23 protein-coding genes are annotated in these 24557 nt (G+C 65.3%); 15 read left to right on the top strand and 8 right to left on the bottom strand.

Annotated features, from left to right (window positions below):
* Nucleotides 1-56 precede the first annotated feature (56 nt).
* Both VT03_RS08090 and VT03_RS08085 read left to right on the top strand, forming a co-directional pair.
* On the top strand, nt 57-416 hold the full coding sequence (locus tag VT03_RS08090; protein WP_075092521.1) for a hypothetical protein: 360 nt from the start codon (nt 57-59) through the stop codon (nt 414-416).
* Nucleotides 417-544: 128 nt separating this feature from the next.
* The gene (locus VT03_RS08085; RefSeq protein WP_075092520.1) at nt 545-958 is read left to right on the top strand and encodes a hypothetical protein; all 414 of its coding nucleotides are present in this window, start codon (nt 545-547) and stop codon (nt 956-958) included.
* A 482-nt stretch (nt 959-1440) separates the two neighbouring features.
* On the opposite strand, the gene tet is transcribed toward VT03_RS08085, so the two are convergent.
* The 3 genes from tet to VT03_RS08070 form a co-directional block, all read right to left on the bottom strand.
* Nucleotides 1441-2649, bottom strand: a complete 1209-nt coding sequence (gene tet / locus VT03_RS08080) for a Tet(A)/Tet(B)/Tet(C) family tetracycline efflux MFS transporter (RefSeq protein ID WP_075092519.1) — start codon at nt 2647-2649, stop codon at nt 1441-1443.
* Nucleotides 2650-3134: 485 nt separating this feature from the next.
* The gene (locus tag VT03_RS08075) at nt 3135-3974 is read right to left on the bottom strand and encodes an MBL fold metallo-hydrolase (protein WP_075092518.1); all 840 of its coding nucleotides are present in this window, start codon (nt 3972-3974) and stop codon (nt 3135-3137) included.
* Between the two features lie 187 nt (nt 3975-4161).
* A complete protein-coding gene (locus tag VT03_RS08070) occupies nt 4162-5232 on the bottom strand; it encodes a CapA family protein (protein ID WP_075092517.1) in 1071 nt (356 codons plus the stop codon).
* Between the two features lie 212 nt (nt 5233-5444).
* Between VT03_RS08070 and VT03_RS08065 the strand changes: the two genes are divergently transcribed.
* The 3 genes from VT03_RS08065 (at nt 5445) to VT03_RS08055 (ending at nt 8312) form a co-directional block, all read left to right on the top strand.
* The gene (locus VT03_RS08065; RefSeq protein WP_075092516.1) at nt 5445-5855 is read left to right on the top strand and encodes a FoF1 ATP synthase subunit delta/epsilon; all 411 of its coding nucleotides are present in this window, start codon (nt 5445-5447) and stop codon (nt 5853-5855) included.
* Between the two features lie 22 nt (nt 5856-5877).
* On the top strand, nt 5878-6972 hold the full coding sequence (locus tag VT03_RS08060; RefSeq protein ID WP_197489250.1) for an alanine racemase: 1095 nt from the start codon (nt 5878-5880) through the stop codon (nt 6970-6972).
* A 575-nt stretch (nt 6973-7547) separates the two neighbouring features.
* Entirely contained in the window at nt 7548-8312 is a 765-nt protein-coding gene (locus VT03_RS08055) for a DUF1080 domain-containing protein (RefSeq protein WP_075096996.1), read from the top strand.
* Nucleotides 8313-8369: 57 nt separating this feature from the next.
* Here the strand turns inward: VT03_RS08055 and VT03_RS08050 are convergent, their stop codons facing one another.
* Together VT03_RS08050 and VT03_RS08045 are read right to left on the bottom strand one after the other, a co-directional pair.
* On the bottom strand, nt 8370-9539 hold the full coding sequence (locus VT03_RS08050) for an aminotransferase class V-fold PLP-dependent enzyme (protein WP_197489249.1): 1170 nt from the start codon (nt 9537-9539) through the stop codon (nt 8370-8372).
* Nucleotides 9536-10399, bottom strand: a complete 864-nt coding sequence (locus VT03_RS08045; RefSeq protein ID WP_075092514.1) for an alpha/beta fold hydrolase — start codon at nt 10397-10399, stop codon at nt 9536-9538. The genes VT03_RS08050 and VT03_RS08045 overlap by 4 nt, the downstream gene beginning before the upstream one ends.
* A gap of 416 nt (nt 10400-10815) precedes the next feature.
* Between VT03_RS08045 and uvrB the strand changes: the two genes are divergently transcribed.
* The 5 genes from uvrB (at nt 10816) to VT03_RS08020 (ending at nt 17194) form a co-directional block, all read left to right on the top strand.
* The gene (gene uvrB, locus VT03_RS08040) at nt 10816-12942 is read left to right on the top strand and encodes an excinuclease ABC subunit UvrB (RefSeq protein ID WP_075092513.1); all 2127 of its coding nucleotides are present in this window, start codon (nt 10816-10818) and stop codon (nt 12940-12942) included.
* Between the two features lie 70 nt (nt 12943-13012).
* The gene (locus VT03_RS08035) at nt 13013-14248 is read left to right on the top strand and encodes an NPCBM/NEW2 domain-containing protein (RefSeq protein ID WP_075092512.1); all 1236 of its coding nucleotides are present in this window, start codon (nt 13013-13015) and stop codon (nt 14246-14248) included.
* Nucleotides 14249-14350: 102 nt separating this feature from the next.
* Nucleotides 14351-16165, top strand: a complete 1815-nt coding sequence (locus VT03_RS08030; RefSeq protein WP_075092511.1) for a glutamate mutase L — start codon at nt 14351-14353, stop codon at nt 16163-16165.
* A gap of 95 nt (nt 16166-16260) precedes the next feature.
* A complete protein-coding gene (gene ybeY, locus VT03_RS08025) occupies nt 16261-16764 on the top strand; it encodes an rRNA maturation RNase YbeY (RefSeq protein WP_197489248.1) in 504 nt (167 codons plus the stop codon).
* A 25-nt stretch (nt 16765-16789) separates the two neighbouring features.
* Nucleotides 16790-17194 (top strand): DUF4288 domain-containing protein, encoded by a 405-nt coding sequence (locus tag VT03_RS08020; RefSeq protein ID WP_075092509.1) that lies wholly within the window; start codon nt 16790-16792, stop codon nt 17192-17194.
* 96 nt (nt 17195-17290) lie between these two features.
* On the opposite strand, the gene gnd is transcribed toward VT03_RS08020, so the two are convergent.
* From gnd to VT03_RS08005, 3 genes are all read right to left on the bottom strand, one after another.
* Complete coding sequence (gene gnd, locus VT03_RS08015; protein WP_075092508.1) at nt 17291-18760, bottom strand: decarboxylating NADP(+)-dependent phosphogluconate dehydrogenase; 1470 nt, start codon at nt 18758-18760, stop codon at nt 17291-17293.
* A 195-nt stretch (nt 18761-18955) separates the two neighbouring features.
* A complete protein-coding gene (locus VT03_RS35205) occupies nt 18956-19261 on the bottom strand; it encodes a type II toxin-antitoxin system RelE/ParE family toxin (protein ID WP_410000419.1) in 306 nt (101 codons plus the stop codon).
* 20 nt (nt 19262-19281) lie between these two features.
* Nucleotides 19282-19530: a hypothetical protein gene (locus VT03_RS08005; protein ID WP_075092506.1), complete on the bottom strand. Its 249-nt coding sequence runs from the start codon at nt 19528-19530 to the stop codon at nt 19282-19284.
* Nucleotides 19531-19721: 191 nt separating this feature from the next.
* On the opposite strand from VT03_RS08005, the gene VT03_RS08000 reads away from it, so the two are divergent.
* From VT03_RS08000 to VT03_RS07980, 5 genes are all read left to right on the top strand, one after another.
* Complete coding sequence (locus VT03_RS08000) at nt 19722-20996, top strand: 6-phosphofructokinase (protein WP_075096994.1); 1275 nt, start codon at nt 19722-19724, stop codon at nt 20994-20996.
* A 220-nt stretch (nt 20997-21216) separates the two neighbouring features.
* A complete protein-coding gene (gene purM / locus VT03_RS07995; protein ID WP_075092505.1) occupies nt 21217-22269 on the top strand; it encodes a phosphoribosylformylglycinamidine cyclo-ligase in 1053 nt (350 codons plus the stop codon).
* Nucleotides 22270-22329: 60 nt separating this feature from the next.
* Nucleotides 22330-22578: a CDGSH iron-sulfur domain-containing protein gene (locus VT03_RS07990; RefSeq protein WP_075092504.1), complete on the top strand. Its 249-nt coding sequence runs from the start codon at nt 22330-22332 to the stop codon at nt 22576-22578.
* 8 nt (nt 22579-22586) lie between these two features.
* Nucleotides 22587-23582: an NAD(P)H-dependent glycerol-3-phosphate dehydrogenase gene (locus tag VT03_RS07985; protein ID WP_075092503.1), complete on the top strand. Its 996-nt coding sequence runs from the start codon at nt 22587-22589 to the stop codon at nt 23580-23582.
* A 522-nt stretch (nt 23583-24104) separates the two neighbouring features.
* Complete coding sequence (locus VT03_RS07980) at nt 24105-24521, top strand: response regulator transcription factor (protein ID WP_075092502.1); 417 nt, start codon at nt 24105-24107, stop codon at nt 24519-24521.
* Nucleotides 24522-24557 lie beyond the last annotated feature (36 nt).

The following is a 24557-nucleotide window of genomic DNA, read 5'->3' as shown; positions in this document are numbered from 1 at the left end:
GCATTCGGAATGCCCCTCCACGTGGCCCGCGGTGTTGTCCCGGAGTGGCTCCGTTTATGAAGATCGCCCGTTTCGGCTCGCTGTTCGCCCTTGCGGCTCTCCTGGTTTCGTCGAGCTGCGCCAAGACGCCGCCGGTTTCCGCCGCGGACAAGGAGGCGGCGGAGATCCGCGGGGCGCTATCGAAGCTGCCGGAGGAAGACCGGAAGCTCGCCGAGGAGCAGAAGACCTGTCCGGTGGGACACTCAGCCCTGGGAAGCATGGGGACGCCGATCAAGGTGGACGTTGGCGGGAAGCCGGTGTTCATCTGCTGTGAGGGGTGCCGGAAGTCACTGCTGGCCGATTACGAGAAGTCGAAGGCAGCCGCCGATGGAGCAGCGGGAGAGGCCCCCGCGGACGAGAAGCCGGCGGGGACGTGACGGCTTCGACAGATTCGCGACTGGTCCGCCGAGCCGAGTTGGTGCGAAACTTCAGAGAGCGTGAAAATCCTCCCACGCCATCGGAGATTGGGACGTAGGGAGAGGCATCCGGAACGAAGGTGGAACCGATGTCGGATTCGACGGGTGGAATGCGGCGGGCAGGCGGCTCGATCATGGCCAGCGTGATCGTGCTGTTCGTCGGAATGACGGGGGTCTGCTTTGTCGCCTTCCTGGCTTCGCCTGAGAATGCTTATGTGACGCTCGGCGTCATCGTGGCCAGCTTCCTGATTCTTTCAATCCTGGTGCTGGGGGTCATTCCGCGGGTGCCGCTGCCGACCGGAGCGCTCTCCTGGTTCCGGGGCCGCAAGGGGCGGAATCAGTACGTGGGCTACAGCCCCAAGATCTCCAAGCCGACCTACGACACCTTTGGCACGAACGCTCCGCCGACAGCGGAGGAGGTTCGCGACATCAAGGCCGAGGGGAAGAACTGGGTTCCGTCGCGGACAGCGGCCAGCCGGTCCCGGCCGTCGCAGCGCTCGTAGCGGGCGGCCCTGTAGGCGCATTCGCTGGATGGTGGTTGGTCAACGGGGGACGGGATGGATTGTCCCGCTGGCCCGAACCGCGTCCTCGCCGGACGGACTCCCATAGCTCAAGCCCAACATGCTACGGCAGCCAGGGGTCAAGGGGGCCACGCCCCCTTGCCGCCGGAGGCGCTTCCATGAGGAACCGTGGTACACAACGGGCGTCCCTTTTGTGGTACCCGCGTTGAGAACTCCCTCACATCACACGGCTGGCTTTGCAATCCTCGCGGGTTGGTGAAGGGGCATACGGCACGTCGTCCGCGTCTGGACACTCCCTCCTTCAGACATCCTTCGACGGCCAAGCCTCCGGCGGGCAAGAGGGCGTTGCCCCCTTGCATCCCCCACCAGGGTGCCCCTGGACCCGGTTGGCCAGTATCGGGCGACCACCATCGGCGAATGCACCCGTAGTCGGTCGCGACGTCCGCATTCTTGCCGCGGGCTTTCTAAGCGGCGTCTGCTTCGACGGCTGTCTGCACGGTTTCCTGGCGGCCCAGGACGCGGACGATCGGCAGGCAGAAACAGTAGAGGCCGGCGGCGATGAGCCAGATCAGGCCGGCCTGCTCCGTGGGAAGCCGGTCGTAGATCCAGGTGTAGGCGATCGGTCCGATGATCGTGACCAGGCTCATCAGGCTGACGAGCGAGCCCTGGAGTTCCCCCTGCTGCGAGTCTGAGACCTGCCGCGAGATCATCGACTGGATCGCCGGATGGGCGATGCCGCCGAAGCAGAGGGGGACCAGGAGGGCGAAGACCATCCAGGATTGCGTCGCGAAGGCGAACAGGACGTAGCAGATGCACTCGACCGAGAGGCCGAGGACCATCGCCCGGAACTCGCCGAGGCGCTTCGTCACCGGCCCCGTCAGGAACGCCTGGGAGATCGCCATCAGGAGTCCGTAGGCGGAGAACGACGCTCCCACGAGTTCCCGGCTCCAGCCGTAGCGGTCCATGCTGGAGATGATCCAGAGGCTCCCCGGCATCTGTCCCGCGAGCTGGACGATGATGAAGACGACCAGGAACGGGACGAGGGCCGGCATGCTGCCGACCCAGCGGAGGGACTTGAACGGGTTGAGGGCGGTGACGTCGAGGTTTCGCCGTTTCTCTTCGGGGAGCGATTCTTTCAGGACGAAGAGGGCGAGGAGGAAGCTGACTCCGTTGAGGGCCGCCGCGATGAGGAACGGGTAGCGGAGCGACATGGCGCCGAAGACGCCGCCGATGAGGGGGCCGATGACGAACCCGATCCCGAAGACCGAGTGCATCATGCCGAAGTGTTTGGCGCGGTTTTCGTCGTTGGAGACGTCGGCGATCGACGAGGTGGCGACCGCCATGTTGGCGCCGGTGATGCCGGCGATGATGCGGCCGATGTAGAGGATCGTCAGGTTGGGGGCGAGTCCCATGATGACGTAGTCGGCCGCGGCGCCGGCGAGGGAGACGAGGAGGACGGGGCGTCGTCCGAACCGGTCGCTGAGGGCGCCGAGGACGGGTGAGCAGAGGAACTGCATCAGCGCGTAGACGGAGAGGAACCAGCCGAAGTGGTTGGCGACGTGGACCTGGGAGGAGATTTCCTTCAGAAGGTCGGGGAGGATCGGCAGGACGATTCCGAAGCCGATGGCGTCGAGGCAGACGATGAGCAGGACGACGGTCAGTGAGCTCGGCATAATCCGCGGCAAATCCGTTCGGGTGGGGATGACGCTCTGGGCATCACTGGTGGGCTGTCGGTCGACACGTGGGGGGCGAACAGGTTCGCATGTGGGTTTGGTGTTTTTGTTAAGGTTGTAAGGGATTGCGGCTGCGATGGTTGCTGCGGCCTGACTCGAACCGCGTTCTTGCCGGCACGATATGGCTCGCTCAAACCCAACGTGCGACGGCCATTGGGGTCAAGGGGGCAACCCCTTGCCGCCGGAGGCACTTCTATGAGGAACCGTAGTAAGCAACGGACGTCCCCTTTGCGGCACCGGCGTGGAGGATTCCCCCCTCGCCTTGGACTCTTCGCGGATTGGTGAGGGGCATACGGCACCGTGTCCGCGCCTGGACACCCACTCCTTCAGACATCTCTCGACGGCCGGGCCTCCGGCGGGCAAAGGGGCGTTGCCCCTCTGCACTCCCCACCAGGGGCGAGCCCCTGGACCCCGGATCTGTCCACTCACAACCACAGGTGGACGCGTTCCTTGAGGCTCGCCGGAAGCCTCTTCTCCACCGCCGCCTTGATCTGCTTGTCCATGTAACGCGTGCTGAAATGGCCCAGCACAATCAACTCATTCTGAAACTTCTCCGCCCGCTCGATAATGTCGTCGAGATGCGTATGACCAAACTTATGGATCTTCTCCTTCCGGTGCTCCGGACGGAAAAACGTCATCTCCGTAATCAGAATCTTCGCCTGATAAATCGCCGGATCCCCATCCAGCCCCTGCGGAGCCGTATCCCCGCAATAACAGACAATCGGGATCCGAACCTCCGCCGCCACCTCCTGGCCCGACAACTTGATGTCCCGGATCTCGTCCCCCGACAACCCCTGGTACTCCGGCTTCAACTTCCGCCGACGCTCCCACAGGATGTACCCCAGCGACGGAACCGTGTGCTTCGTCGGGAACGCCGTCACGACATACTCGCGCGACAGCTCATACTCCACCCCCGCCTTCGCCGGAATCAACTCGCACAGCATCCGCCCCCGATCCAGCCGCTGCCACGACTTCAGCATCCGGTCGGTCGCCTCATAGACCTCCTCCGGCACGTAGATCGTCGGCGGCTCCATCTTCATCATCTTCCGCCGCGCTACGTAGGCGGGGAGCGCCGCCATGTGGTCGAGATGGGCGTGCGTGATGAAGTACGTCTGCGTCCCCATGAACGACCACGGGGTCCCGCCCATGTCGAACCCGACCCGCAGTTCCGGGATCCGCCAGTAGCTCTGGACCGCCGCGCGGGAGTACCCCTCGATCGTGTATCCCTGGAACGGCAGCGACTTGACGGGCAGATTTTCGAGCATGGATCACGGGGCCGCGGGCGTCCGACTCCGGAACCGCGGATTTCAGATGAACGAAGGGACGACGGTCTCGATTCGCCCAAGGCGAGGAGAGATCGCCGGATCGGCCCGGCAGCCGGCAGGCAGGGGCGGGGACGAAGCGGGGGTGAACTTTAGGCCGGGTACCGGACACCGTCACCACCGGCGCGGTTCAATCCCCGGATTTTCCAGGGGGCGTCGCCGCAGATCCTCTGGGAATCGTCGAGGCGGCCGGGGTCGAGACCGCCGCGGGAGCTGCCGGGCCGGCGCCGGGCGAGGAGCCGGGAGGAACCGGGATCGTCGGGCCGTCGGATGCGGTGTCGACGGGCCGCGGGATTCCGGCCGAGTCCAGCGTCACGGCGAAGGTCTCCAGATCGACGGGCGTGCTGTCCCCCTTGGAGAACGTCAGCCGGACCGCCCACCCGGTCCACTCCTCGGGGTCTTCCGGGAAGTAGTCGAACACGAAGTTCCCAAGGCTGTAGACGATCGGCCGGCCGCGGTAGACGTCGACCGTCTGGACGACGTGCGGATGCGACCCGATCACCGCCGAGGCCCCGGCGTCGATCAGCTCCCGGGCCAGCCCCCGCTGGTCCGCGTCCGGCATGGCGATCATCTCGTCTCCCCAGTGCAGGAACGGAATAATGACGTCGGCCGCCTTCGATTCCCGAACCCGGCGGACATCCGCGACGGCCATCTCCGCATAAAGGGGAGCGGAGCCGGCGGCGGTTTCGGTGGCCGCGTACTCCTTGGCCCGGAACCCGTTGTAGCCAAGGAGCGCGATCCGAACGCCGTCCTTCTCCAGGATCAGGGGCTTGCGGGCTTCTTCGAGCGTGCTCCCGCCGCCGAAGTGGGGAATCTCGGCTTCCTTGAGCAGCCGCAGCGACTCGGCGAAGCCGTCCGAGCCGAAGTCTGCCGTATGATTGTTCGCCAGACTCAGGGCGGAGAAGTACCGCTTCAGGGAGGTCTCGGAGCCGGGGGCGGCCCGGAAGGTGTAGGACTTGAGGAGCTGCTTCCCCTTGCTCCCGAGGACGCATTCGAGGTTACCGATCGTGAAATCGGCATCGTCCAGGAGGGCCGCGCAGTGCTCGAATGGGTCCTTGCCGCAGGCGACGAGATGCCCCGGTCCGCCGTCGAGCATGATGTCCCCGACGAACAGGACCGAGACCCGCTCATCGGCCGTGGCCGTCTGCGCGAGACCCAGCAGGACCGCTGCCCCAACGAGACACAGAAACACCTTTTGCATCACTGACCCCCTCCCGCGACTCACTTTTGCCCTGGTCCGGCGGCACTATACCGCGTGCCGGCGACCTCCGTCGAAGGGGCTTCTGCCGGAGGCGGGGCGGACCGCCGGCACCCCGGACGTGAGAATTCGCCCCCGATCCGTGACGCTCCCCCTCGTCTGCGGTACAGTTGTCGAACGTCCGTCCAGCGTCTCATCGGAATCTTCGCTGTAACATGATTGCTGCCACCGAACTGCGACTCGTCGTCGTTACCCCGGAAACCACGCTCATCGACCAGAACGTCCGGTCGCTGCAGTTCCCGCTGTTCGACGGACAGATCGGCGTCCTGCCGGGGCGGGCCCCCGCGGTCGGTCGGCTTGGCACCGGCGAGCTCCACTTTGATACGGGGAGCGGCGTCGAGCGGTACTTCATCGAAGGCGGGTTCCTTCAGATCAAGGGGCACATCGTCACCCTGCTGACGAACGTCGCCGTCCCCGCTTCGCAGATCGACGCCACCAAGGCCCGCGCCGAGCTGGCGGCCACGCAGCAGATGCCGGTCGGAACGGACGAAGAATACGCCGCCAAGCAGCAGGCCCAGGAAAGCGCCCGCCGCAAGATCGCCCTCAAGGATGGCGGCCACCACTGATCCGCCGAGGGATGACCGGTCGATGATCGGCAGGCACTCGAGTACGCTCGAAACGCCGGCGCTCTGTGTCGATCTGGACATCCTCGAGCAGAATGCGGCGCGGATTGGCGAGCGGCTGAAGGCGTGTGAAAAGCGGTGGCGCTGTGACGCCGGCGGGCTGCTCTCGGCGTCACTGATCCGCTATCTGGCCCCGTTCGGTTTAAGTGGCGCTGCCCTCCCCTCGCTGTCGAAGGCTGAACGTCTCGCCGAGGCTGGGGAAACCGATCTCGTTGTGACGCGGCCGATCGTCGGTCCGGACAAGCTGGAGCGGTACGCCCGGCTGGCGCGGCGAGTCCGTCTGGTAGCGACGGTCGACCACTACGTTCATGCCGAGCAGATCGACTCGATCTGCCACCGCGAGGGGCTTCGCGCGGAACTGCTCGTCGAGGTCAACCTGGGCCGGCACCACCTGGGGGTGCGGCCCGGACCGGACACTCAGCATCTTCTTCGGGGAATCCGCCGGCTCTCGAATGTTGAGGTCATCGGACTGACCGGTGATGTCGGGCACCTCGACACAATGACTCCGGCGGCCGAGAGAGAGAGGCTGGTCTGGAGCGCGATGGGGATCCTGGGGGAGACCCGCGAGCGGATGGCGCAGGACGGGATGCGGTGCGATGTCGTCTCGGTCGCCGGTGCGGATCTCATCGGAGAAGCGGCGCGGTGTCCGGAGCCCACTGAGCTGCGCATCGGCGGAGACGTGTTCGGTGACCCACATCGGCCGGCGGAGGACCTGTCGCTGCGTCCGGCGCTCTGCCTGATCGGGACTGTCCTTCACCGTGGAAAGCTGGAGCGGGCGGTTCTCGACTGCGGTGCGGCGGTGTTCTCATCCTTCGAGCGTCGTCCGATCGTGCGGCGGATTGCCGGGGGTCATGAGCTGCCCGATGCGGCGATCGACGCGGTCGATGACGAGACCTGCCGGCTGGCCCTGGGGCCGGAGTCATATGATCTGCGGATTGGCGACAAGGTCGAACTGGTCCCTTCGGCGGACTCCGTACGGCATTCGGCACACCGGGTTCTCTACGCGATTCGTTCCGGCGCGGTGGTGGACGTCTGGCCTCTGGATCTGCGATCACTGTGAGGTCCGCCCGTGGGTGCGTTGGCCGAAAGGTGGGCAGTTGAGGAGTGAGTGCGATTCCGGCGCGTGACAGCACCGTCCTTGCCGGCACGACTCTGCTCACTCAAACCCAACGTACGACGGCGGCCGGGGTCAAGGGGGCAACCCCTTGCCGCCGGAGGCGCTTCCATGAGGAACCGTGGGGCACTACGGATTTCCGCTTTGTGGTACGAGCGTTGAGGACTCCCTCAAACCACACCGCTGGCGTTGCAATCCTGGCGGGTTGGTGAGGGGGCATACAGCACGTTGTCCGCGTTTGGATACGTGATCCTTCAGACATCTCTCGACGGCCGGGCCTCCGGCGTGCAAAGGGGCGTTGCCCCTCTGCACTCCCCACCAGGGGGGGCCCCCTGGACCCCGGTTCACTGGCGCAAGGGAGCCTCCGTCCGCCGCGGCCTTCCGGTGTGATTGCGTTGCCGGGATCGTGGGTCCACAATCGCCCCTCCGGATCGTTCATTCCCGTCTCACGACGCTGCCTGTTGCCATTGAGGTCTTCCGTGTCGCGCCGCCTGATCGCCTCGTTCGCCTTCGCTCTCCTGATGACGTCGTCCCTCGTCTCCTTTGGACAGGAGCCGAAGAAGGAAGAGTGGATCCAGCTCTTCAACGGCAAAGACCTGACCGGCTGGACGCCAAAGATCCGCTATCACGAGTTCGGGGACAACTGGAAGGACACGTTCCGCGTGGAGGACGGGCTGCTCAAGGTCCGCTACGACGGGTACGACAAGTACAACGAGACCTTCGGGCACCTGTTCTACAAGGACAAGTTCTCGCACTACCGGCTGCGGGTGGAGTACCGGTTTGTCGGCGACCAGTGTCCCGGCGGCCCGGGGTGGGCGATCCGCAACAGCGGGGCAATGCTCCACGGGGAAGATCCGAAGGGGATGGCGAAGGATCAGGACTTCCCCGCTTCGATCGAAGTTCAGTTCCTGGGCGGGACGGGGAGCGGGATGCGGACGACGGCGAACCTCTGCACCCCGGGGACGAATGTCGTGATGGGGGGGAAGCTGTTCCTGCCGCACTGCACGAGTTCGAAGTCCAAGACGTATCACGGCGAACAGTGGGTGACCGTGGAGATCGAGGTCCATGGGGACAAGGTCATCAAGCACATCATTGATGGCGAGACCGTGCTGGAGTACGAACAGGCGCAGCTGGATGAGCGGGACGCCCATGCCAAGGAACTTGCCGAGAAGGCGGGGACGAAGATGCTGAAGGAAGGGACGATCTCGCTGCAGTCGGAGAGCCATCCGATTGATTTCCGGAAGGTCGAGCTGCTGGTGCTCCCGGGCGAGCCGGGAAGCCTCTGATCACTGTCTGAACGCCGTCCTCGCCGCCGCGGCTGTGCCGGCTCCAATCCAGCGAGCTCAGCCGCCTGCGATCTCCGCGACCGCGTCGAGGGCGGCGTCGATCTGTCCGTCGGTCGTGGCCAGTCCGGGGCTGAGGCGGACTGTTCCTCCGTAAGGGAGCGTGCCGAGGGCGGTGTGGATGCGCGGGGCGCAGTGGAGGCCCGCCCGGACCTCGATGCCGAACTCGGCATCGAGGATCGACGCGACGTCGCGGGAGTCGAACCCCTCGATGACGAAGCTCACGACCGGCACGCGCTCGTCGGGCTCGGGACCGGGAACTCGTACGTTCGGAAGATAACGGAGTCCCTCCTGAAGGCGCGCCGTCTGCGCGGCTTCCCGCTCGTGGAGAGCACCGAGCTCTTCCTGTTCGATCCAATCCAGCGCTGCGGCCAGGCCGAGGAGTCCCGGGGTGTTGTGATTCCCCGCCTCGTACTTGTCGGGGCCGGCGGCGGGCTGGAGCGGGGAGTCGCTGTGGCTTCCCGTGCCCCCCTGCCGGAAACTTTCGAGGTCCGGGACTGCGTCGCGGGCGATGACGAGGACGCCGGTTCCGAGCGGGCCGCGCAGTCCCTTGTGGCCGGAGCAGGCGAGGAAGTCGATTCCTGCTTCGCGGATCGAAATCGGAATGTGCCCGGCGGTCTGGCAGGCGTCGACGAGGATCCGGGCTCCGTGGTTGCGGGCCAGCTCGGCGAAATCGGCGATCGGCTGAACCGTCCCCGTTACGTTGGAGGCGTGGGACACCGCGAGGAGCCGCGTCTCGGGACGGATCGCTTGTCGTATATCGTCCGTCGCGACTCGGCCTGCGGAATCGCAGGGGACGTGCGTCACGGCGATTCCGCGCTGCCGCAGCCATTCGAGTGGCCGGAGGACGGAGTTGTGCTCGATGTCGGTCGTCACGACGTGGTCGCCCGGCTTCAGGAAGCCGTGGAGTGCCATGTTGAGGCTGTCGGTTCCGCTGAACGTGAACACGACTTCGTCGCCCGGGCCGGCGCCGAAGAACTGGCCGAGCTTTGTCCGGAGCTGGCTGACTCGACGGGCGGTCTCTTCGCCGCTGCGGGTGGTCGCCCGTCCCAGCGAGACGCCTTCGTCCGTGAGATACCGCGTGACCGCCTCCACCACACCGGGCGGTTTTGGAAAACTCGTGGCGGCGTTGTCGAGGTAGATCCGCGGCGGGGGTGAGTCAGCGGTCAACGAACGGATTCCAGAAAGCCGTGAGCGGCGTTGATGACGTCCTGCGTCTTCTGCCAGTGAATGACGTGGCCGATTCCCGGGTGCCGGATCAGCGTCCCGTCGTGGAGCCGCCCGATCACGTCGTCGGCGTCCGCATCCGGCAGCATTCCGCCCGCCTTCACGTCTCCCTGGAGCAGGAGCGCGGGGCAATCGATGCGGCTCAGGATTTCGTCCCGATTGTACCCTTCGAGCCAGTTCCGCTCGACGACCGCCACGAGGGCCTGCGGATCGAGCTGCTTGAGGCTCGCCGCCGTGAAGCGGAGCGAGACGCCGTCGCGGATGTCTCCCAGGCGAAACGTATTGGTGCTCCCCGGGGACCCCATCCGGACCTCGGCAAGCTTCCGCGAGACGTCGCGGACGCTCTCGGGGGACCCGGCAAACCGCAAAAGTTCGCGGAAGTAGTTTAGCAGCGGCGTCGTTGCGATCCGTTCTCCCATGACGTCGAACGGCGGGTCTTCGAGGATGATGGCCCGGACGTTCCGCAGCCGGGCTGCGCATCCGGCCGCGACCATGGAGCCGAGCGAGTGGCCGTAGAGGTTGATCTCGCCGGAGAAGTGTGTCCGGAGGAATGTCATTCCCCACTCGACGTAGTCGGCGACGAGGTGCGGACTTTCGGCCCGGTCCGACTTGCCGTGTCCCGGGAAGTCGACTGCGAACACCTGCCACCGCGGGATGAAGGCGGAGAGCATGGGCAGAAAGGTTTGCCAGCGGCGGGTGACGCCGTGGAAGAAGATCAGCGGCGGGCCGTTTTGGGGACCGACGGCCACGTTGAGCCGTAGCGTGCCGATCGAGAATGACCGTTCTTCCAGTTGCGAGTCCATGGAGAATCCTGTGCGGATTGTTTGGACCGGGAAGTATATCGGGCGATGGTGATGTCGCGAGAACACGGTGAGGGCTCGTCCACCGGGTCCAGGGGCACCCTGGTCAGGGGGTGCAGGGGGCAGAATGCCCCTTGCCCGCCGGAGGCCCTCTCGTCGAGAGATGTCTGAAGGAGTGAGTGTCCAAACGCGGACGCCGTGCCGTATGCCCCCTCACCAACCCGCAGCGGTTGCAAAGCGAGCGGTGAGTTCCCAACGCCGGCACCACAAAGGGGACGCCCGTTGTGTACCACGGTTCCTCACAGGAGTGCCTCCGGCGGCAAGGGCTGGCCGCCCTTGACCCGCGACTCTTTACGCCTTCTTTCATTCAGCGCTTGGCGTAGAATATCGCTTCGACTTTTCGCCCCTGGATGGGATTCATGCCGCAGTTTGAACTGAACTCCGAATTCGCCCCCGCCGGCGATCAGCCCAGGGCCATCGAATCCCTCGTCCATAACCTCCGCTCCGGACAACGCTCCCAGGTCCTCCTCGGCGCCACCGGCACCGGCAAGACGTTCACCATGGCGAACGTCATTGCCCAGCTCCAGCGGCCGGCACTGGTCCTGGCCCACAACAAGACCCTTGCCGCACAGCTCTACAGCGAATTCAAAGAGTTCTTCCCCAACAACGCCGTCGCCTACTTCGTCAGCTACTACGACTACTACCAGCCCGAAGCCTACATCCCCCAGCGGGACATCTACATCGAGAAGGACGCCTCGATCAACGAGGAGATCGACCGCCTTCGCCTCCTTGCGACGAGCGCCCTCGTCTCCCGCCGCGACACGATCGTCATCGCCAGCGTCTCCTGTATCTACGGCCTCGGTTCGCCGAAGGACTACATCGAGATGATGATCCCCCTCCGCGTGGGGGAATCGATCGACCGCGATGAGATGCTCCGCCAGCTGATCGACATCCAATACGAGCGGAACGACATCGACTTCAGCCGCGGCAAGTTCCGCGTCCGCGGCGACGTCATCGAGATCTGGCCCGCCTATGAGGAGTTTGCGTATCGCGTCGAACTCTGGGGAGACGAGATCGAAAAACTCTCGATCGTGAACCCCGTCAGCGGCGAGAATTCCAAGCCGCAGAACGACGTCTATATCTACCCGGCCAAGCACTTCGTTCTCCCCCAGAACCGGATCGACGACGCGGTCGGCGAGATCGAGGAGGAACTGAACCAGCAGCTCGCCAAGTTCCAGAAAGAAGGAAAACTCCTCGAAGCCCAGCGGCTTTCCGCCCGCGCGCGGCACGACCTGGAGCTCCTCCGCGAGATCGGCTACTGCCCCGGAATCGAAAACTACTCGAGGGCCCTGGCCAAACGCCGCCCTGGCGAGCCGCCGGCGACGCTGTACGACTTCTTTCCCGATGACTTCCTGCTGTTCGTGGACGAGTCGCACGTCACGGTCCCGCAGGTCCGGGCGATGTACAACGGCGACCAGGCCCGCAAGACGACGCTGGTCGACCATGGGTTCCGCCTCCCGATGGCGCTCGACAACCGTCCGCTCAAGTTCGAGGAGTGGAACGCCCGCCGCGGGCAGGCGGTCTTCGTCTCCGCCACGCCGGCCGACTGGGAACTGGATCAGGCGGAAGGCCAGATCGTCGAGCAGATCATCCGGCCGACCGGACTCGTCGATCCCGTGGTCCACATCCACCCCGCCCGCGGCCAGGTCCCCCACCTCATCGAACAGATCCGGATCCGCGCCGCCCGCGGCGAGCGGACGCTCGTCACCGCCCTGACGAAGCGGCTCTCGGAAGACCTCGTCAGCTATCTCAAAGAAGAAGGGATCCGCTGCGAGTGGCTGCACTCGGAGCTGGACGCAATCGAGCGCGTGGAAGTTCTCCGCGAGTTGCGGGAAGCGAAGTTCGACGCGGTGATCGGTGTGAACCTGCTCCGGGAAGGCCTCGACCTTCCCGAAGTGTCGCTCGTCTGCATCCTCGACGCCGACAAGGAAGGTTTTCTACGCAGCGCGACGAGCCTGATCCAGACGATCGGCCGCTCTGCCAGAAACGTGAACGCAGAGGTGTTCCTGTACGCGGACGTCATCACCGACAGCATGCAGGAGGCGATCGACGAAACGAACCGCCGCCGGCAGGTTCAGATGGCCTACAACGCCGAACACGGCATCACGCCGGAGACGATCAAGAAGGCGATCAAGCGCGGCATCGAAGAGGAGATCGAAGCCCGCCGGATCGTCCAGCAGGCGGCGGGGGCGACCGACGAGCGGCAGTTCGTCACGCAGGAGTACCTCGCCGAGCTCGAATCGGAGATGTTCACGGCGGCGCAGAACCTGGAGTTCGAACGGGCCGCGCAGCTCCGGGACCGCGTCCATCAGCTCAAGCAGCAGATGGCCAGGGGAGGCGAGTCGATTCCCGTGGGGGATGTCGATCGTCCCGGCTTCGCGACCTCCGGTACGCGGGAGCGCGGGGAGCGAGGCCGCCGCGGCAAAGGGAGTGGACGCGGCGGTGGAAGCAAGGGGCGTGTTCCCCGTCCCAAGAAGAACATGTGAGCCGCTCGCGGCGCCGCTCTGTTGCTCATTCCCCTGCCCCGCTGTGTCGTTGGATTGAAGACCGGAACCCATGGTTCAGCCGTTCAAGACGCTCAGCCGAATCCTTGCCGGAGTGGTCTTCACCAGCCTCGTTGCGGTTGCCTCACCGTTGCCGGCGAGCGAGCTGCAGATCGAAGTCCGGGGAGAACCGGCGCCGGTGGCCGCGAGCCGGATCGTCCGCTGGTCGGATGAGGCGATCGCCATCGAGGGACCGTCCGGAGCGAAGACCTTTGATCGGCAGCAGGTCCTTTCGATCGGATTTCCGCCGCGGAAGCCGGAGTCGGAGGGGACATCATGTGTCTGGACGACCGCAGGCGATGTCCTGATCGCCGGAGACCTACGGCTGGCGGATGAGGTGCTTCACGTCCGGCTCTCCTTGCCCACATCAGTCGAGATTCCGGTCCCGCTCGAAGAAGTCCGCGCGATCCGCCGCCTTGAAGGGGAGCGCCTCTCTCGATTCCCCACCCGCCCCCGTGACGCGGAGCCCGCGGATGACGTCGTGTTCCTGAGCAATCGGGACATCCTGCGGGGGGAGTTCGTCGGACTTAATCGTGGCGAGTTGCAGTTCCGGTCGAGCGTCGGCGAGACGAAGATTCCGGAAGCCGGCTATCGCGGCATCCTGTTCAGTCCGGAGCTGCTGACGACGAGACCGGTCCCCAGACGACACGAGACGGTTGAGCTGGTGAACGGGACGAACCTTGTTGTCGACAGCACACAGTTCGATCCGTCGGATTCCCGCTGGCGGTTTCGCCGCGATGCGGACGAGCTGGCGATCTCCGAAGACGCGATGGTCCAGATTCAATTCCTGACCGATCGCGTCCGGCCCCTTTCGAAGTTCCCGCCGGTCGCGATCAGGAGGACACCGTTTCTTCCCGGGCTATCGGAGGTCGCGGAAGCCGACTCCCCTGCGGCGCCCCCTGTGGCGGTCATCGGCGGGCGGGCCCTCTGCCAGGGATTGGCCGGCACTGGCCGCACCCGCTGGGAATTTGAGATTCCTCCGACGGCCGCCGAGTTTCGTTCGTCGATCGGGCTACCGGACCAGGTCGGGGCCGCCGGGAGCGCCCGCTTCCGGATCGAGCTCGACGGGGTCGACGCGTATCGATCAGACCTGCTTCGCGGCGGAGGAACGCGGCAACGGGTGCCGCCGGTCTCCCTGGCCGGGAAGAAGCGACTCGCGCTCGTGGTCGACTACGGCGAGAACTGGGACGTCCTCAACGAAGGGGTCTGGATCGATCCTCTCGTTCTTTTCGAGGCGGCGGCCAGGTAAGCCGATCAGTGCCGGCGCGGGCGGAATGGTGTCACTGCCGCGACTGTGGTATCTCTCGCTCGTCCATCCCGTTGAGGCCTGCCCCGAACCGAGAGCGACCGGATGCCCGTCGATCCCAGTCAGATCCAAGTCATCCTGGCGACCGACTGCGGCAGCACCACCACCAAAGCGATCCTCATCGAGAAGGTCGACGGGCACTACCGCCAGACCCACCGCGGCGAAGCCCCCACAACAGTCGAACAGCCGGTTGCCGACGTCACGGTGGGCGTCACGAACGCCGCGACCGAAGTCGGCGAACTCGCCGGCCGCCGCCTCATCGACGATGACGGCCAGATCATCCGCCCCGCGACCGATCGCGAAGGGTGCGACATCTATATCTCGACCTCGAGCGCCGGCGGGGGGCTCCAGGTCCTCGTCACCGGCGTGATCCGCGAGATGTCGGCCGCCAGCGCCGAGCGGGCGGCGCTCGGGGCGGGAGCGATTGTTCTCGACATCATCGCTTCGAACGATAAGCGGAAGCCGCACGAGCAGATCCAGCGGATCCGCGACCTTCGGCCCGACATGGTCGTGATGGCGGGTGGAACGGACGGCGGGACGACGAAGCACGTCCTGCAGGTCGCTGAGCTGATCGGCCCCGCCAAACCCCGGCCGCGGTTCGGCAGCAACTACAAGCTCCCGGTGATCTTCGCCGGGAACGACCAGGCGGCAGCCCTCGTGGCGAAGACGTTCGACGATTCGATCACGCTCTCGGTCGTCGACAACGTCCGGCCGATCCTCGAACGGGAAAACCTCGCTCCGGCCCGGGACAAGATCCACGACCTGTTCCTCGAACACGTCATGGCCCACGCTCCCGGCTACGACAAGCTGATCTCGTGGGCCGACGCCCCGATCATGCCGACCCCCGGGGCCGTCGGCGACATCCTGCAGCAGATCGCGAAGGCCCGTGGCATCAACTGCGTCGGCGTCGATATCGGCGGGGCGACGACCGACGTCTTCAGCGTCTTCCGCGGCGAGGATGGCCAGCCGGTCTTCAACCGGACCGTGAGCGCCAACCTGGGGATGAGCTACTCGATCTCCAACGTCTGCGCCGAGGCGGGGATGGAGAACGTCCTCCGCTGGGTCCATCTGGAGATGGACGAGCGGGACCTGCGGAACCGGGTCAAGAACAAGATGATCCGGCCGACCACGATCCCCCAGACGCTCGAGGCCCTGATCTTCGAGCAGGCGGTCTCCCGCGAGGCACTGCGGCTGGCCTACATCCAGCACAAGGCGTTCGCGACGACGCTCAAAGGGGTTCAGCAGCAGCGGACCGTCGGCGACACGTTCCAGCAGACGACGAGCGGCCAGACGATCGTCGACAACATGCAGCTCAACCTGCTCGTTGCCTCCGGCGGCGTCCTCTCGCATGCTCCCCGGATGGAGCAGACGGCGATGATGCTGATCGACGCCTTTGAGCCGGAAGGGATCACGGAGCTCGCGAAGGACAGCATCTTCATGATGCCGCACCTGGGAGTCCTGGCCTCGGTCCATCCGCAGGCGGCGATCGAGGTCTTCGAGCGGGACTGTCTGATTTATCTGGGGACCGTCATCGCCGCGAAGGGGCAGGGACAGCCGGGGAGCCTTTGCTTTCAGTATGAGATCACGGGGCCGTCGCTCCGCGAGACCGGCGAGATCAACGTGGGCGACCTGCGGCTCTATCCGCTTCCGGCGGGTGAGACGGCCCGCGTGGTGCTGCGTCCGGCGTCCGCGTTCGATCTCGGAGCCGGACCGGGAAAAGTTGTCGAAGCGGAGGTCCGCGGAGGGACGGTTGGGCTGATCCTCGATGCGCGCGGTCGGCCGCTGTCGATCCCCGCGGACCGGACGACGGGCCGGGAGCGCGTCGGCGCGTGGGTGCGTTCGCTGAATCTCTATGATTGAGACCGCAATCGGTCTCTCGGCGTGGCCAGCACCGAAGGCGTCGCGTACCGTCGCGGCTCCGCGGGAGCGTCACCCTCCTGGGACGAATGTCTCCAATGACCAGAGTGGAAATGTCCGGGACCTATCAGATCGCTGTTTCCGATCAGCAGTCGGCTGTCGAGATTTCCGAGTCCGTCGTCGAGCGGATCATCCGCGAGACCCTCACGGTCGAGGGAGTCCTCGAGGCGGAAATCAGCGTGGCCCTGGTCGACGATCCGACGATCCACGACGTCAACCGCGACCACCTCGATCACGACTACCCGACCGACGTCATCAGCTTCCTCTTTGAAGACGAAGTCCTGACAGAGCCCGGCCCGCGGGCCCCGCGCGGCGCGGGGAAGCGGATTGAGGGGGAGATCATCGTCAGCGGCGACACCGCCGTCCGCGAGGCGGCCCGGTTCGGCTGGTCACCGGAGAACGAACTGACGCTCTACCTCGTCCACGGCCTCCTGCACCTGTGCGGCTACGACGACCTGACCGACGAAGAGCAGCCGCTCATGCGGGAACGGGAGCGGGCAGTGCTTGCCCTCTGGGGCCTCAAGCCGCACTACGACGAGTAGTCCCGCAACGTCAGAGGGGGAAGCCATGAGCCGGGCTGACAAGACGACCGCCGAGGATCGTTTCTCCGCGACGTTGCTGTTCCAGTACCGAGTCGCGGTCGATGGCCGAGACAACCGGAACCGGACCTGCGAAAAGCGGATGCTCCTGCTGCGTGCGGCGGATGCCGGGTCGGCCCTTCGCGTCGCGGAACAGCGGGGACGGGCCGCGGAGTACGAGTTTCAGAACGAGGCGGGCCACTCCGTTTACTTCGAGTTCGTTGGTCTCCTTGACCTTCTCCATCTCGGAGCGGAGTGCGAGGCGGACGAAGTCTGGTACGACATCGTGACGCTCCGGCAACCGATGGAGCGTCGCGAATCGCTGATCCCCAAGAGCTCGCAATTGGCTGCGATTGCGGGCGAGAGAAAAGCGTCTCGACCAGGACCTCGATAGAGTTCCGTCCGGTTCGAGAGTTCGATCCCGGCAAAAAAAGAACGCCGAGGTGGATTCCCTCGGCGTTCAGAATGGCTTCGGCGGGCAGGGACTGGCTCAGGCCTTCCGCTCGCGGATCCAGTCCGTGTGGAACATTTCCTTGCGGGGCTTGTCCGTCCGCTCGTACGTGTGAGCGCCGAAGTAGTCCCGCTGGGCCTGGAGCAGGTTGGCCGGGAGGCGGCCGTTGCGGTAGCCGTCGTAGTAGCTGAGGGCCGCGCTGAAGACCGGGATCGGGTAACCGAGCTCGACCGAGGTCGCCACGACGCGGCGCCAGCTCGGCTGGGCCTTGATGACCGCCGCCTTGAAGAAGTCGTCGAGGAGCAGGTTTTCGAGCTGCGGGTTCTTGTCGAAGGCGGACTTGATGTCGCCGAGGAACCGGCTGCGGATGATGCAGCCGCCGCGCCACAGCATGGCCAGGTTGCCGTTGTTTAGCTTCCAGCCGAATTCCTTGGCGGCGGCGTCGAGCTGGACGTAGCCCTGGGCGTAGCTGCAGAGCTTCGAGGCGTAGAGCGCCTGGCGGACGTCCTCGATGAACTGCTTCTTGTCCCCCTGGTACTTCGCGCCGGTCGGGCCGGTCAGGAGCTTCGAGGCCCGGACCCGCTCTTCCTTCTGAGCCGACAGGCAGCGGGCGAAGACCGCCTCGGTGATAAGGGTCGTCGGCACGCCGAGGTCGAGGGCGTGCTGGCTCATCAGCTTGCCCGTCCCCTTCTGGGCGGCGGTGTCGAGGATCACGTCGACGAGGTATTCGCCGGTCGCCTTGTCCTTGACGGTGAAGATGTCGCGGGTGATCTCGATGAGGTAGCTCTCGAGCTCCCCTTCGTTCCACTCCTTGAAGACCTCGTACATCTCCTCGTTCGTGAGGCCGAGGGCGTTCTTGAGGATGAAGTAGGCTTCGCAGATGAGCTGCATGTCGCCGTATTCGATCCCGTTGTGGACCATCTTGACGTAGTGGCCGGCGCCGGCATCGCCGACCCAGTCGCAGCACGGGATGTCGTTGTTCGGGCCGACCTTGGCGGAGATCGACTGGAAGATGTCCTTCACGAACGGCCAGGCGTCGTGGTGGCCGCCGGGCATGATGCTCGGTCCCTTGAGGGCCCCTTCTTCGCCCCCCGAAACCCCGGTGCCGATGAACCGCAGGCCCGCCTTGCGGAGGTCGGCGTCGCGGCGGTTCGTGTCCTTATAGTCCGAGTTCCCGCCGTCGATGATGATGTCGCCGGGCGCGAGGAGCGGCTTGAGCTGGTCGATGACGGCGTCGACGGGGCCCCCCGCCTTGACCATGATCATGATCCGCCGCGGGGCCTTGAGGCTGTCGACGAAGTCCTTGAGGGTGTGGTAGCCCTTGATCCGGTCGGCGGTGCCGGCGTGGACCTTGTCGGCCGGCTCGCTCTTGAGGCCCCCCACGAACTCGTCCGTCGTCTCGGTCGTGCGGTTGTAGACGCCGACGGAGAAGCCGTGATTGGCCATGTTGAGGACGAGGTTCTGACCCATGACGGCCAGACCAACCAAACCGATGTCGTGTGTGGGCATGGAAGCGAAGATTGAGGAATCGGGGTGAAGTCACGGCCCGCACCGCGGGGCTGCAGCGTGACGTCGAGTTTTAGTGGAGCGGAATTCGTGAATCAATGAGTTGGGAATTGGTCGCGCCGGGGTCAACTTGCATCCCGGCGATCAAGGAACACATGAATTGAGGCCGATCGGTCGGAGAATCACGGTGATCTCCGTCTACTCCAAGTCCTCGAGTGACAGATCGTCTTGCCCTGGTCCGCGAATTCGCAGGATTCGGACGACCGGGCCCGCGATGTCGAAAACAATTCGATACGGATTTCCGCGGGGCGTCTTGAATGCCGCCTCACGGATCTCCCGGCCGACAAAGTCACTCTCCGGCGCCAGGCCTGCCGAGAGGGGATTCGCTGCGAGCGTCTCCAAGGTTCTTTCGAACTCGTTCAGCCAGCGGGCGGCTCCCGTGGCCGATCGGGCATGGAGCCATTGAGCCTGCTGACGAAGGTCTCGCCTGGCGGTTGGCGTCATGAAAACCCGGTGACGATCGCTCACGACGGGCTCGAATCCGATCGGCCCAGCCCGAACTCGTCCCGGAGATCGGCCAGGACGTCGGCGGCGGGAACCAGCTGGCCTTCATCGGCTTCTTCCAGCGAGGCCCGCAGGAGCGAGACGTCTTCATCGTCATGGCGAACCCGTCGCCATTGAGCGAGGACGGACTCGGGGGAGAGCGTCGAGCCTCCATCGCGCAGCGTCCGCGCGACGAACTCGTGGAACTCCTCCAGCTCACCCCGTCCCATAGCAACCTCTCCTGCTCTGACCAGTATAACCGCCTCCTGATTGGTCCGGCCACGTTTTCCGAGTCGTTGCAGCCCGGACCGGGACCGTTATCCTGTCGCGAGAGTCCGGGATTCGAGTGCGAGGATGTCGTTCGCATCGGATTCGGATGATGTTTCTCGTCTCCGCATTCTCCCCTTTTTCGACCCCTCCCATGGCACAGCTTGAAGGCAATCTCCTCGTCGGTCAGTCCGGTGGGCCCACCTCGGTCATCAGTGCCAGCGTCGCCGGGGTCATGCAGGAAGCGTTCAAGCACGCCTGCATCAAGGAGATTTACGGCGGAATGAACGGCATCTACGGGATGCTCCGCGAAGACATCATCGACATCCGCAAGGAAAAGCCCGAGGACATCGAGGGGCTGAAGACCACCCCCGCCGCGGCCCTCGGGACCTGCCGCTACAAGCTCGACTTCAAGAAGAAGGCGGAAAAGGCCGCCAAGGACATGGACCGGCTGTTTGAGGTCTTCAAGGCCCACAACATCCGGTACTTCTTCTACGCCGGCGGGAACGACTCCCAGGACACCTCGCACAAGATCCACCTCGAAGCGGTCAAGCGGGGCTGGGAGATGCGGGTCATCGGCGTGCCGAAGACGATCGATAACGACCTGCCGCACACCGACCACTGCCCCGGTTACGGCAGCGTCATCAAGTACATCAGCGCGACGACGATGGAAGTCGGCTTCGATGTCGGCTCGATGGCGACCGACGACGGCTCCTGCTGCATCATCGAGGTCATGGGACGGGCCGCCGGCTGGATCTCGGCCGGGGCGGTCCTCGCCAAGCGGGGTCAGGAAGACAACCCGCCGCACATCATCCTGCTGCCGGAGATCGCCCTCGACGAGGAGAAGTTCCTGGCGAAGGTGAAGAGCGTCGTCGAGAAGCTCCGCTACTGCATCGTCATCGTCGGCGAAGGGCTCAAGAACAAGGACGGGGAGGAGATCGGGGCCGACAAGTCCCGCCTCGACGCCTTCGGCCACGCGGTCCTGGCCGGTTCGGCGGACAAGCTGAAGGAGATCGTCGAAGGGAAGCTCAACCTCAAGACCCGGACGGTCAAGCTCGGCTACGCCCAGCGGGCCGCGGCTCACTTCGCCAGCCTGACGGACGCGGAAGAGGCGGTCGCCTGCGGCAACGCGGCGACCCGCGCCGCGGTCGAAGGGAAGAGCGGCCTGATGGTCAAGATCGTCCGCGAGTCGACCAGCCCCTACAAGTGGACGACCGGCCTGCAGCCGCTGGAAGACATCGCCAACGTGGAGCACTTCCTGCCGAGCGACTGGATCTCGGAGTGCGGCATGATGGTCAACCAGAAGTTCGTCGACTACGCCGCCCCGCTGATCGTCGGCGAGACGACGGTCCCGATGGAAGGGGGCCTGCCGAAGTACGTCGTCCTCGCGAAGCACCGCGTGGCCAAGAAGCTGGCGGAGTGGAAGTAGGCCGAGGAGAGTTAAACACAAAGACACTAAGGTTGCACCAAGAACACAAAGGATGGAGAGAGGCGTTGGCCTGAGAGGAAGCCCGTGGCGCGAATCAGTGCTGCGGTCTCGCGGGACTTGCCTTCCTGTTCTTAGCATCCTCTTGGTGTCCTTTGTGCCTTCCTGGTGCCTTGGTGTTTCACCTCCTGCATTCCTGAGTCCCGCCCGCAGAACTGGAAGCATGTCGCTCACCTACAAATCGTCCGGCGTCGACCTGGACCTGTACGAACAGGCGATGGGGCGGCTGCCGCAGCTCATGGCCCGCACGATGACGAAGCGGGCGATGCCGCTTCCCGGCGGGTTCGCGGGACTGTTCCGCCTGCAGGACGCCCAGAACCGGTACGAGGATCCGGTCCTCGTCTCGGGGACCGACGGCGTGGGGACCAAGATCAAGGTGGCCCACATGGCCGGCGTGTTCAACACGATCGGCATCGACCTCGTCGGGATGTGCGTCAACGACTGTCTCTGCCTGGGAGCCGAGCCGCTCTTCTTCCTCGACTACATCGCCCTTGGCCGGGACAACCCGGACCTGATCGTGAGTGTCGTCGAAGGAGTGTCGACCGGCTGCGTCGAGGCGGGGGCGGCCCTGCTCGGCGGCGAGACGGCGATCATGCCCGACGTCTACGGACTCGAAGAGTTCGACGTCGCCGGGTTCTGCGTCGGGGTCGTCGAGAAGAACGCGATCCTCGACGGTTCGCGGATCCAGGTGGGCGATGTCGTGGTCGCGATCGGGTCGAGCGGTCTGCATTCGAACGGCTACAGCCTCGTCCGGAAGGCGGTCTTCGGAGCGGGCGGCAAGTCGGTCGACGATCACGTTCCGGAACTGAACCAGACGGTCGGTCAGGCGCTGCTCACGCCGACGCGGATCTACGCCAAGACGGTTGCGGCCGTGACCCGCGACGCCGCGCTCAAGAGCGGCCTGTCGGCGATCGCTCATATCACCGGCGGCGGACTGTGCGACAATATCGCTCGCCTGCTGCCGGCCGGCTGCGGGCTCGTGATCGACCGCGGGACTTGGCAAACGCCGGCGCTCTTCGACTGGGTCCAGGGACTCGGGAAGATCGATCGCGAAGAGATGTTCCGGGTCTTCAACATGGGGATCGGGATGACGTTCATCGTCCGGCCCGATTCCGTGGCCCGCGTCCAGGAAGTCCTCCGCGGCGCCGGCTGCGACTCCTGGGTGTGCGGCGAAGTCGTTCCCGGCCAGGACCAGGCAGCGAAGTACGTGAACTGACGCAATGGCAAAGGCCAGGGCGTGTTCGACGGACCTGCGCAAAGTCGAGAGGAGCCTGCCATGAGTGAAGTGGTCATCAAGACGCGTCTGAATGGTCCCCTGCTGGTTACGGGGCCGGTCAAGATCATTGACCATGAGGGGAACGTCTACGACCTGACGGGGAAGGAGAACGTCGCCCTCTGTCGTTGCGGACAGACGAAGCGGCGGCCCTTCTGTGACGGGACGCACAAGTCCTGCGGCTGGGTGGCGGAGGACCTCGTTCCGCCGGCGCCGACGACTCCGGCCCCTCCCGCCCCCCCCGCGCAGTAGGAGCGGGAATGCCGTCGCGGATTACGATTCTGGGAAGCGGCGCCTGGGCGACCGCATGCGCGCTCCTGCTATGCGAGCGTGAGGATCAGCAGGTTGCTCTCTGGTGCCGTGATCCGGCCAACGCCGCGACGATGAATCGCGACCGGATGAATGCCCGCTTGCTGCCGGGCGTGCGGTTTCCCGATCGGCTGCTGGTCACCGGCGACATCCGTGAAGCGGCCGCGAGCGCCGACTACCTCGTTGTCGCGGTTCCGACGAAGTACCTGCGCGCGACGCTCGCTCCGCTGGCGGGAGCCTTCCCGACCGGTGTCACGGCGATCAGTGTCGTGAAGGGGATCGAGAACCGCACCCTGGAACGTCCGACGGAGATCATCCGCGAGTGTCTTCCGGTCGGGGATGTTGCGGTCCTGAGCGGTCCAAGCCATGCCGAAGAGGTGGCCAATCGGTTGCCCGCCAGTGTCGTGGCGGCGGCCGCCAGTCCTGACCTCGCCCGGCGGGTTCAGGAGATGTTCACGACGGACCGGTTCCGGGTCTATTCAAACTCCGACCTCCTCGGCGTCGAACTGGCCGGGGCGCTCAAGAACGTGATCGGGATCGCGGCCGGGATCTGTGCGGGGCTGGGGTTTGGGGACAACGCGGTCTCAGCCCTGATGACGCGGGGAATTGTGGAGATCACCCGGTTCGGCGTCGCGCTGGGGGCGGACTCCGCCACGTTTGCGGGGCTGGCGGGGATTGGCGATCTCATCACGACCTGCATCAGTCCTCACGGCCGGAACCGCGGCGTTGGCGAGCGGATCGGGCGGGGGGAGACGCTGGATGCGATTCTGAGTTCGATGCCCTCCGTCGCCGAGGGGGTCAACACGGCGGCCAGTGTGCATGATCTGGCGCGGCAGAAGGGGATCGAGATGCCGATCTGCGAGCAGGTCTATCACGTCCTGTTTGCCGGCCGCTCGCCGCTTGCTGCCACGAACGCGCTCATGATGCGGCCGCCCCGGGAGGAGTAGCGGGGCGTTGGAGGCGTTCTCTGGGTAGGGTGGATTGTCCCGTTGACGCGAATCGCGTCCTTGCCGGCACGACGCGCATAGCTCAAACCCAATGTGCCACGGCAGCCTGGGGTCAAGGGGGGCCACGCCCCCTTGCCGCCGGAGGCACTTCCATGAGGAACCGTGGTAAGCAACGGACGTCCCCTTTGCGGGACCGGCGTTGAGGACTCACCGCTCGCTTTACAATCTCCGCGGGTTGGTGAGGGGGCATACGACACAATGTCCGCGCTTGGACACGCGCTCCTTCAGACATCTCCCGACGGCCAGGCCTCCGGCGGGCAAAGGGCATTCTGCCCCCTGCACCCCCTGACCAGGGTGCCCCTGGACCCGGTTGGCCAGTATCGGGCGACACCAATCTGCGAATGCACCCCACCGCGTTCGAAGCCCGGCCCTGGCTGGTTGGAGGGCTGGAACGGGGGTAAGATGCTCGGGCCGGGTTGACTGTGGCGACCTTCGCTGCCGCGGCGTGGCTTCGAGTGCAGTATGGCCAAGATTGTTCTGATCGAGGATGACCGGGAGATTTCCTCTACGCTGCACGGCGTGCTGGATGGTGCGGGGTACCAGGTCTTTCCGGCTCCGAACGGCATCGATGGTCAGCGGCTGATCCAGGCGGAGCAGCCGGATCTGGTCATTACCGACATGATGATGCCGCGGATGGGGGGCTTTCCGGTGCTGGAGTTTCTCCGCACGCTGCCGAATCCGCCGAAGGTGATCATGATCACGGCGAACGAGGGTGGGCGGCACAAGGCTTATGCGGAGATGCTGGGTGTCTCCGACTATCTGCGGAAGCCGTTCGCGATGGAGTCGTTACTGGAGGCGGTGCGGAAGGCGCTGGGAGACAAGGCGGAGCCGAAGCGGCCGAAGCCGGCCTCAAAGTCCCCTCGTAAGACGGGCGAATAAAACACCGTCTTTGCCGGCACGACGTTGCTACGCCAA

The sequence above is a fragment of the Planctomyces sp. SH-PL14 genome, assembly GCF_001610835.1.
GTDB lineage: Bacteria > Planctomycetota > Planctomycetia > Planctomycetales > Planctomycetaceae > Planctomyces_A.
This window is presented reverse-complemented; position numbering and strand designations above follow the sequence as displayed.

What these genes read in the sequence shown, in the direction of transcription:
- VT03_RS08090 (WP_075092521.1), top strand. Translation starts at nt 57, where the DNA reads ATGAAGATCGCCCGTTTCGGCTCGCTGTTCGCCCTTGCGGCTCTCCTG.
- VT03_RS08085 (WP_075092520.1), top strand. Translation starts at nt 545, where the DNA reads ATGTCGGATTCGACGGGTGGAATGCGGCGGGCAGGCGGCTCGATCATG.
- tet (WP_075092519.1), bottom strand. Translation starts at nt 2,649, where the DNA reads ATGCCGAGCTCACTGACCGTCGTCCTGCTCATCGTCTGCCTCGACGCC.
- VT03_RS08075 (WP_075092518.1), bottom strand. Translation starts at nt 3,974, where the DNA reads ATGCTCGAAAATCTGCCCGTCAAGTCGCTGCCGTTCCAGGGATACACG.
- VT03_RS08070 (WP_075092517.1), bottom strand. Translation starts at nt 5,232, where the DNA reads ATGCAAAAGGTGTTTCTGTGTCTCGTTGGGGCAGCGGTCCTGCTGGGT.
- VT03_RS08065 (WP_075092516.1), top strand. Translation starts at nt 5,445, where the DNA reads ATGATTGCTGCCACCGAACTGCGACTCGTCGTCGTTACCCCGGAAACC.
- VT03_RS08060 (WP_197489250.1), top strand. Translation starts at nt 5,878, where the DNA reads ATGATCGGCAGGCACTCGAGTACGCTCGAAACGCCGGCGCTCTGTGTC.
- VT03_RS08055 (WP_075096996.1), top strand. Translation starts at nt 7,548, where the DNA reads ATGACGTCGTCCCTCGTCTCCTTTGGACAGGAGCCGAAGAAGGAAGAG.
- VT03_RS08045 (WP_075092514.1), bottom strand. Translation starts at nt 10,399, where the DNA reads ATGGACTCGCAACTGGAAGAACGGTCATTCTCGATCGGCACGCTACGG.
- uvrB (WP_075092513.1), top strand. Translation starts at nt 10,816, where the DNA reads ATGCCGCAGTTTGAACTGAACTCCGAATTCGCCCCCGCCGGCGATCAG.
- VT03_RS08035 (WP_075092512.1), top strand. Translation starts at nt 13,013, where the DNA reads ATGGTTCAGCCGTTCAAGACGCTCAGCCGAATCCTTGCCGGAGTGGTC.
- VT03_RS08030 (WP_075092511.1), top strand. Translation starts at nt 14,351, where the DNA reads ATGCCCGTCGATCCCAGTCAGATCCAAGTCATCCTGGCGACCGACTGC.
- ybeY (WP_197489248.1), top strand. Translation starts at nt 16,261, where the DNA reads ATGACCAGAGTGGAAATGTCCGGGACCTATCAGATCGCTGTTTCCGAT.
- VT03_RS08020 (WP_075092509.1), top strand. Translation starts at nt 16,790, where the DNA reads ATGAGCCGGGCTGACAAGACGACCGCCGAGGATCGTTTCTCCGCGACG.
- gnd (WP_075092508.1), bottom strand. Translation starts at nt 18,760, where the DNA reads ATGCCCACACACGACATCGGTTTGGTTGGTCTGGCCGTCATGGGTCAG.
- VT03_RS35205 (WP_410000419.1), bottom strand. Translation starts at nt 19,261, where the DNA reads ATGACGCCAACCGCCAGGCGAGACCTTCGTCAGCAGGCTCAATGGCTC.
- VT03_RS08005 (WP_075092506.1), bottom strand. Translation starts at nt 19,530, where the DNA reads ATGGGACGGGGTGAGCTGGAGGAGTTCCACGAGTTCGTCGCGCGGACG.
- VT03_RS08000 (WP_075096994.1), top strand. Translation starts at nt 19,722, where the DNA reads ATGGCACAGCTTGAAGGCAATCTCCTCGTCGGTCAGTCCGGTGGGCCC.
- purM (WP_075092505.1), top strand. Translation starts at nt 21,217, where the DNA reads ATGTCGCTCACCTACAAATCGTCCGGCGTCGACCTGGACCTGTACGAA.
- VT03_RS07990 (WP_075092504.1), top strand. Translation starts at nt 22,330, where the DNA reads ATGAGTGAAGTGGTCATCAAGACGCGTCTGAATGGTCCCCTGCTGGTT.
- VT03_RS07985 (WP_075092503.1), top strand. Translation starts at nt 22,587, where the DNA reads ATGCCGTCGCGGATTACGATTCTGGGAAGCGGCGCCTGGGCGACCGCA.
- VT03_RS07980 (WP_075092502.1), top strand. Translation starts at nt 24,105, where the DNA reads ATGGCCAAGATTGTTCTGATCGAGGATGACCGGGAGATTTCCTCTACG.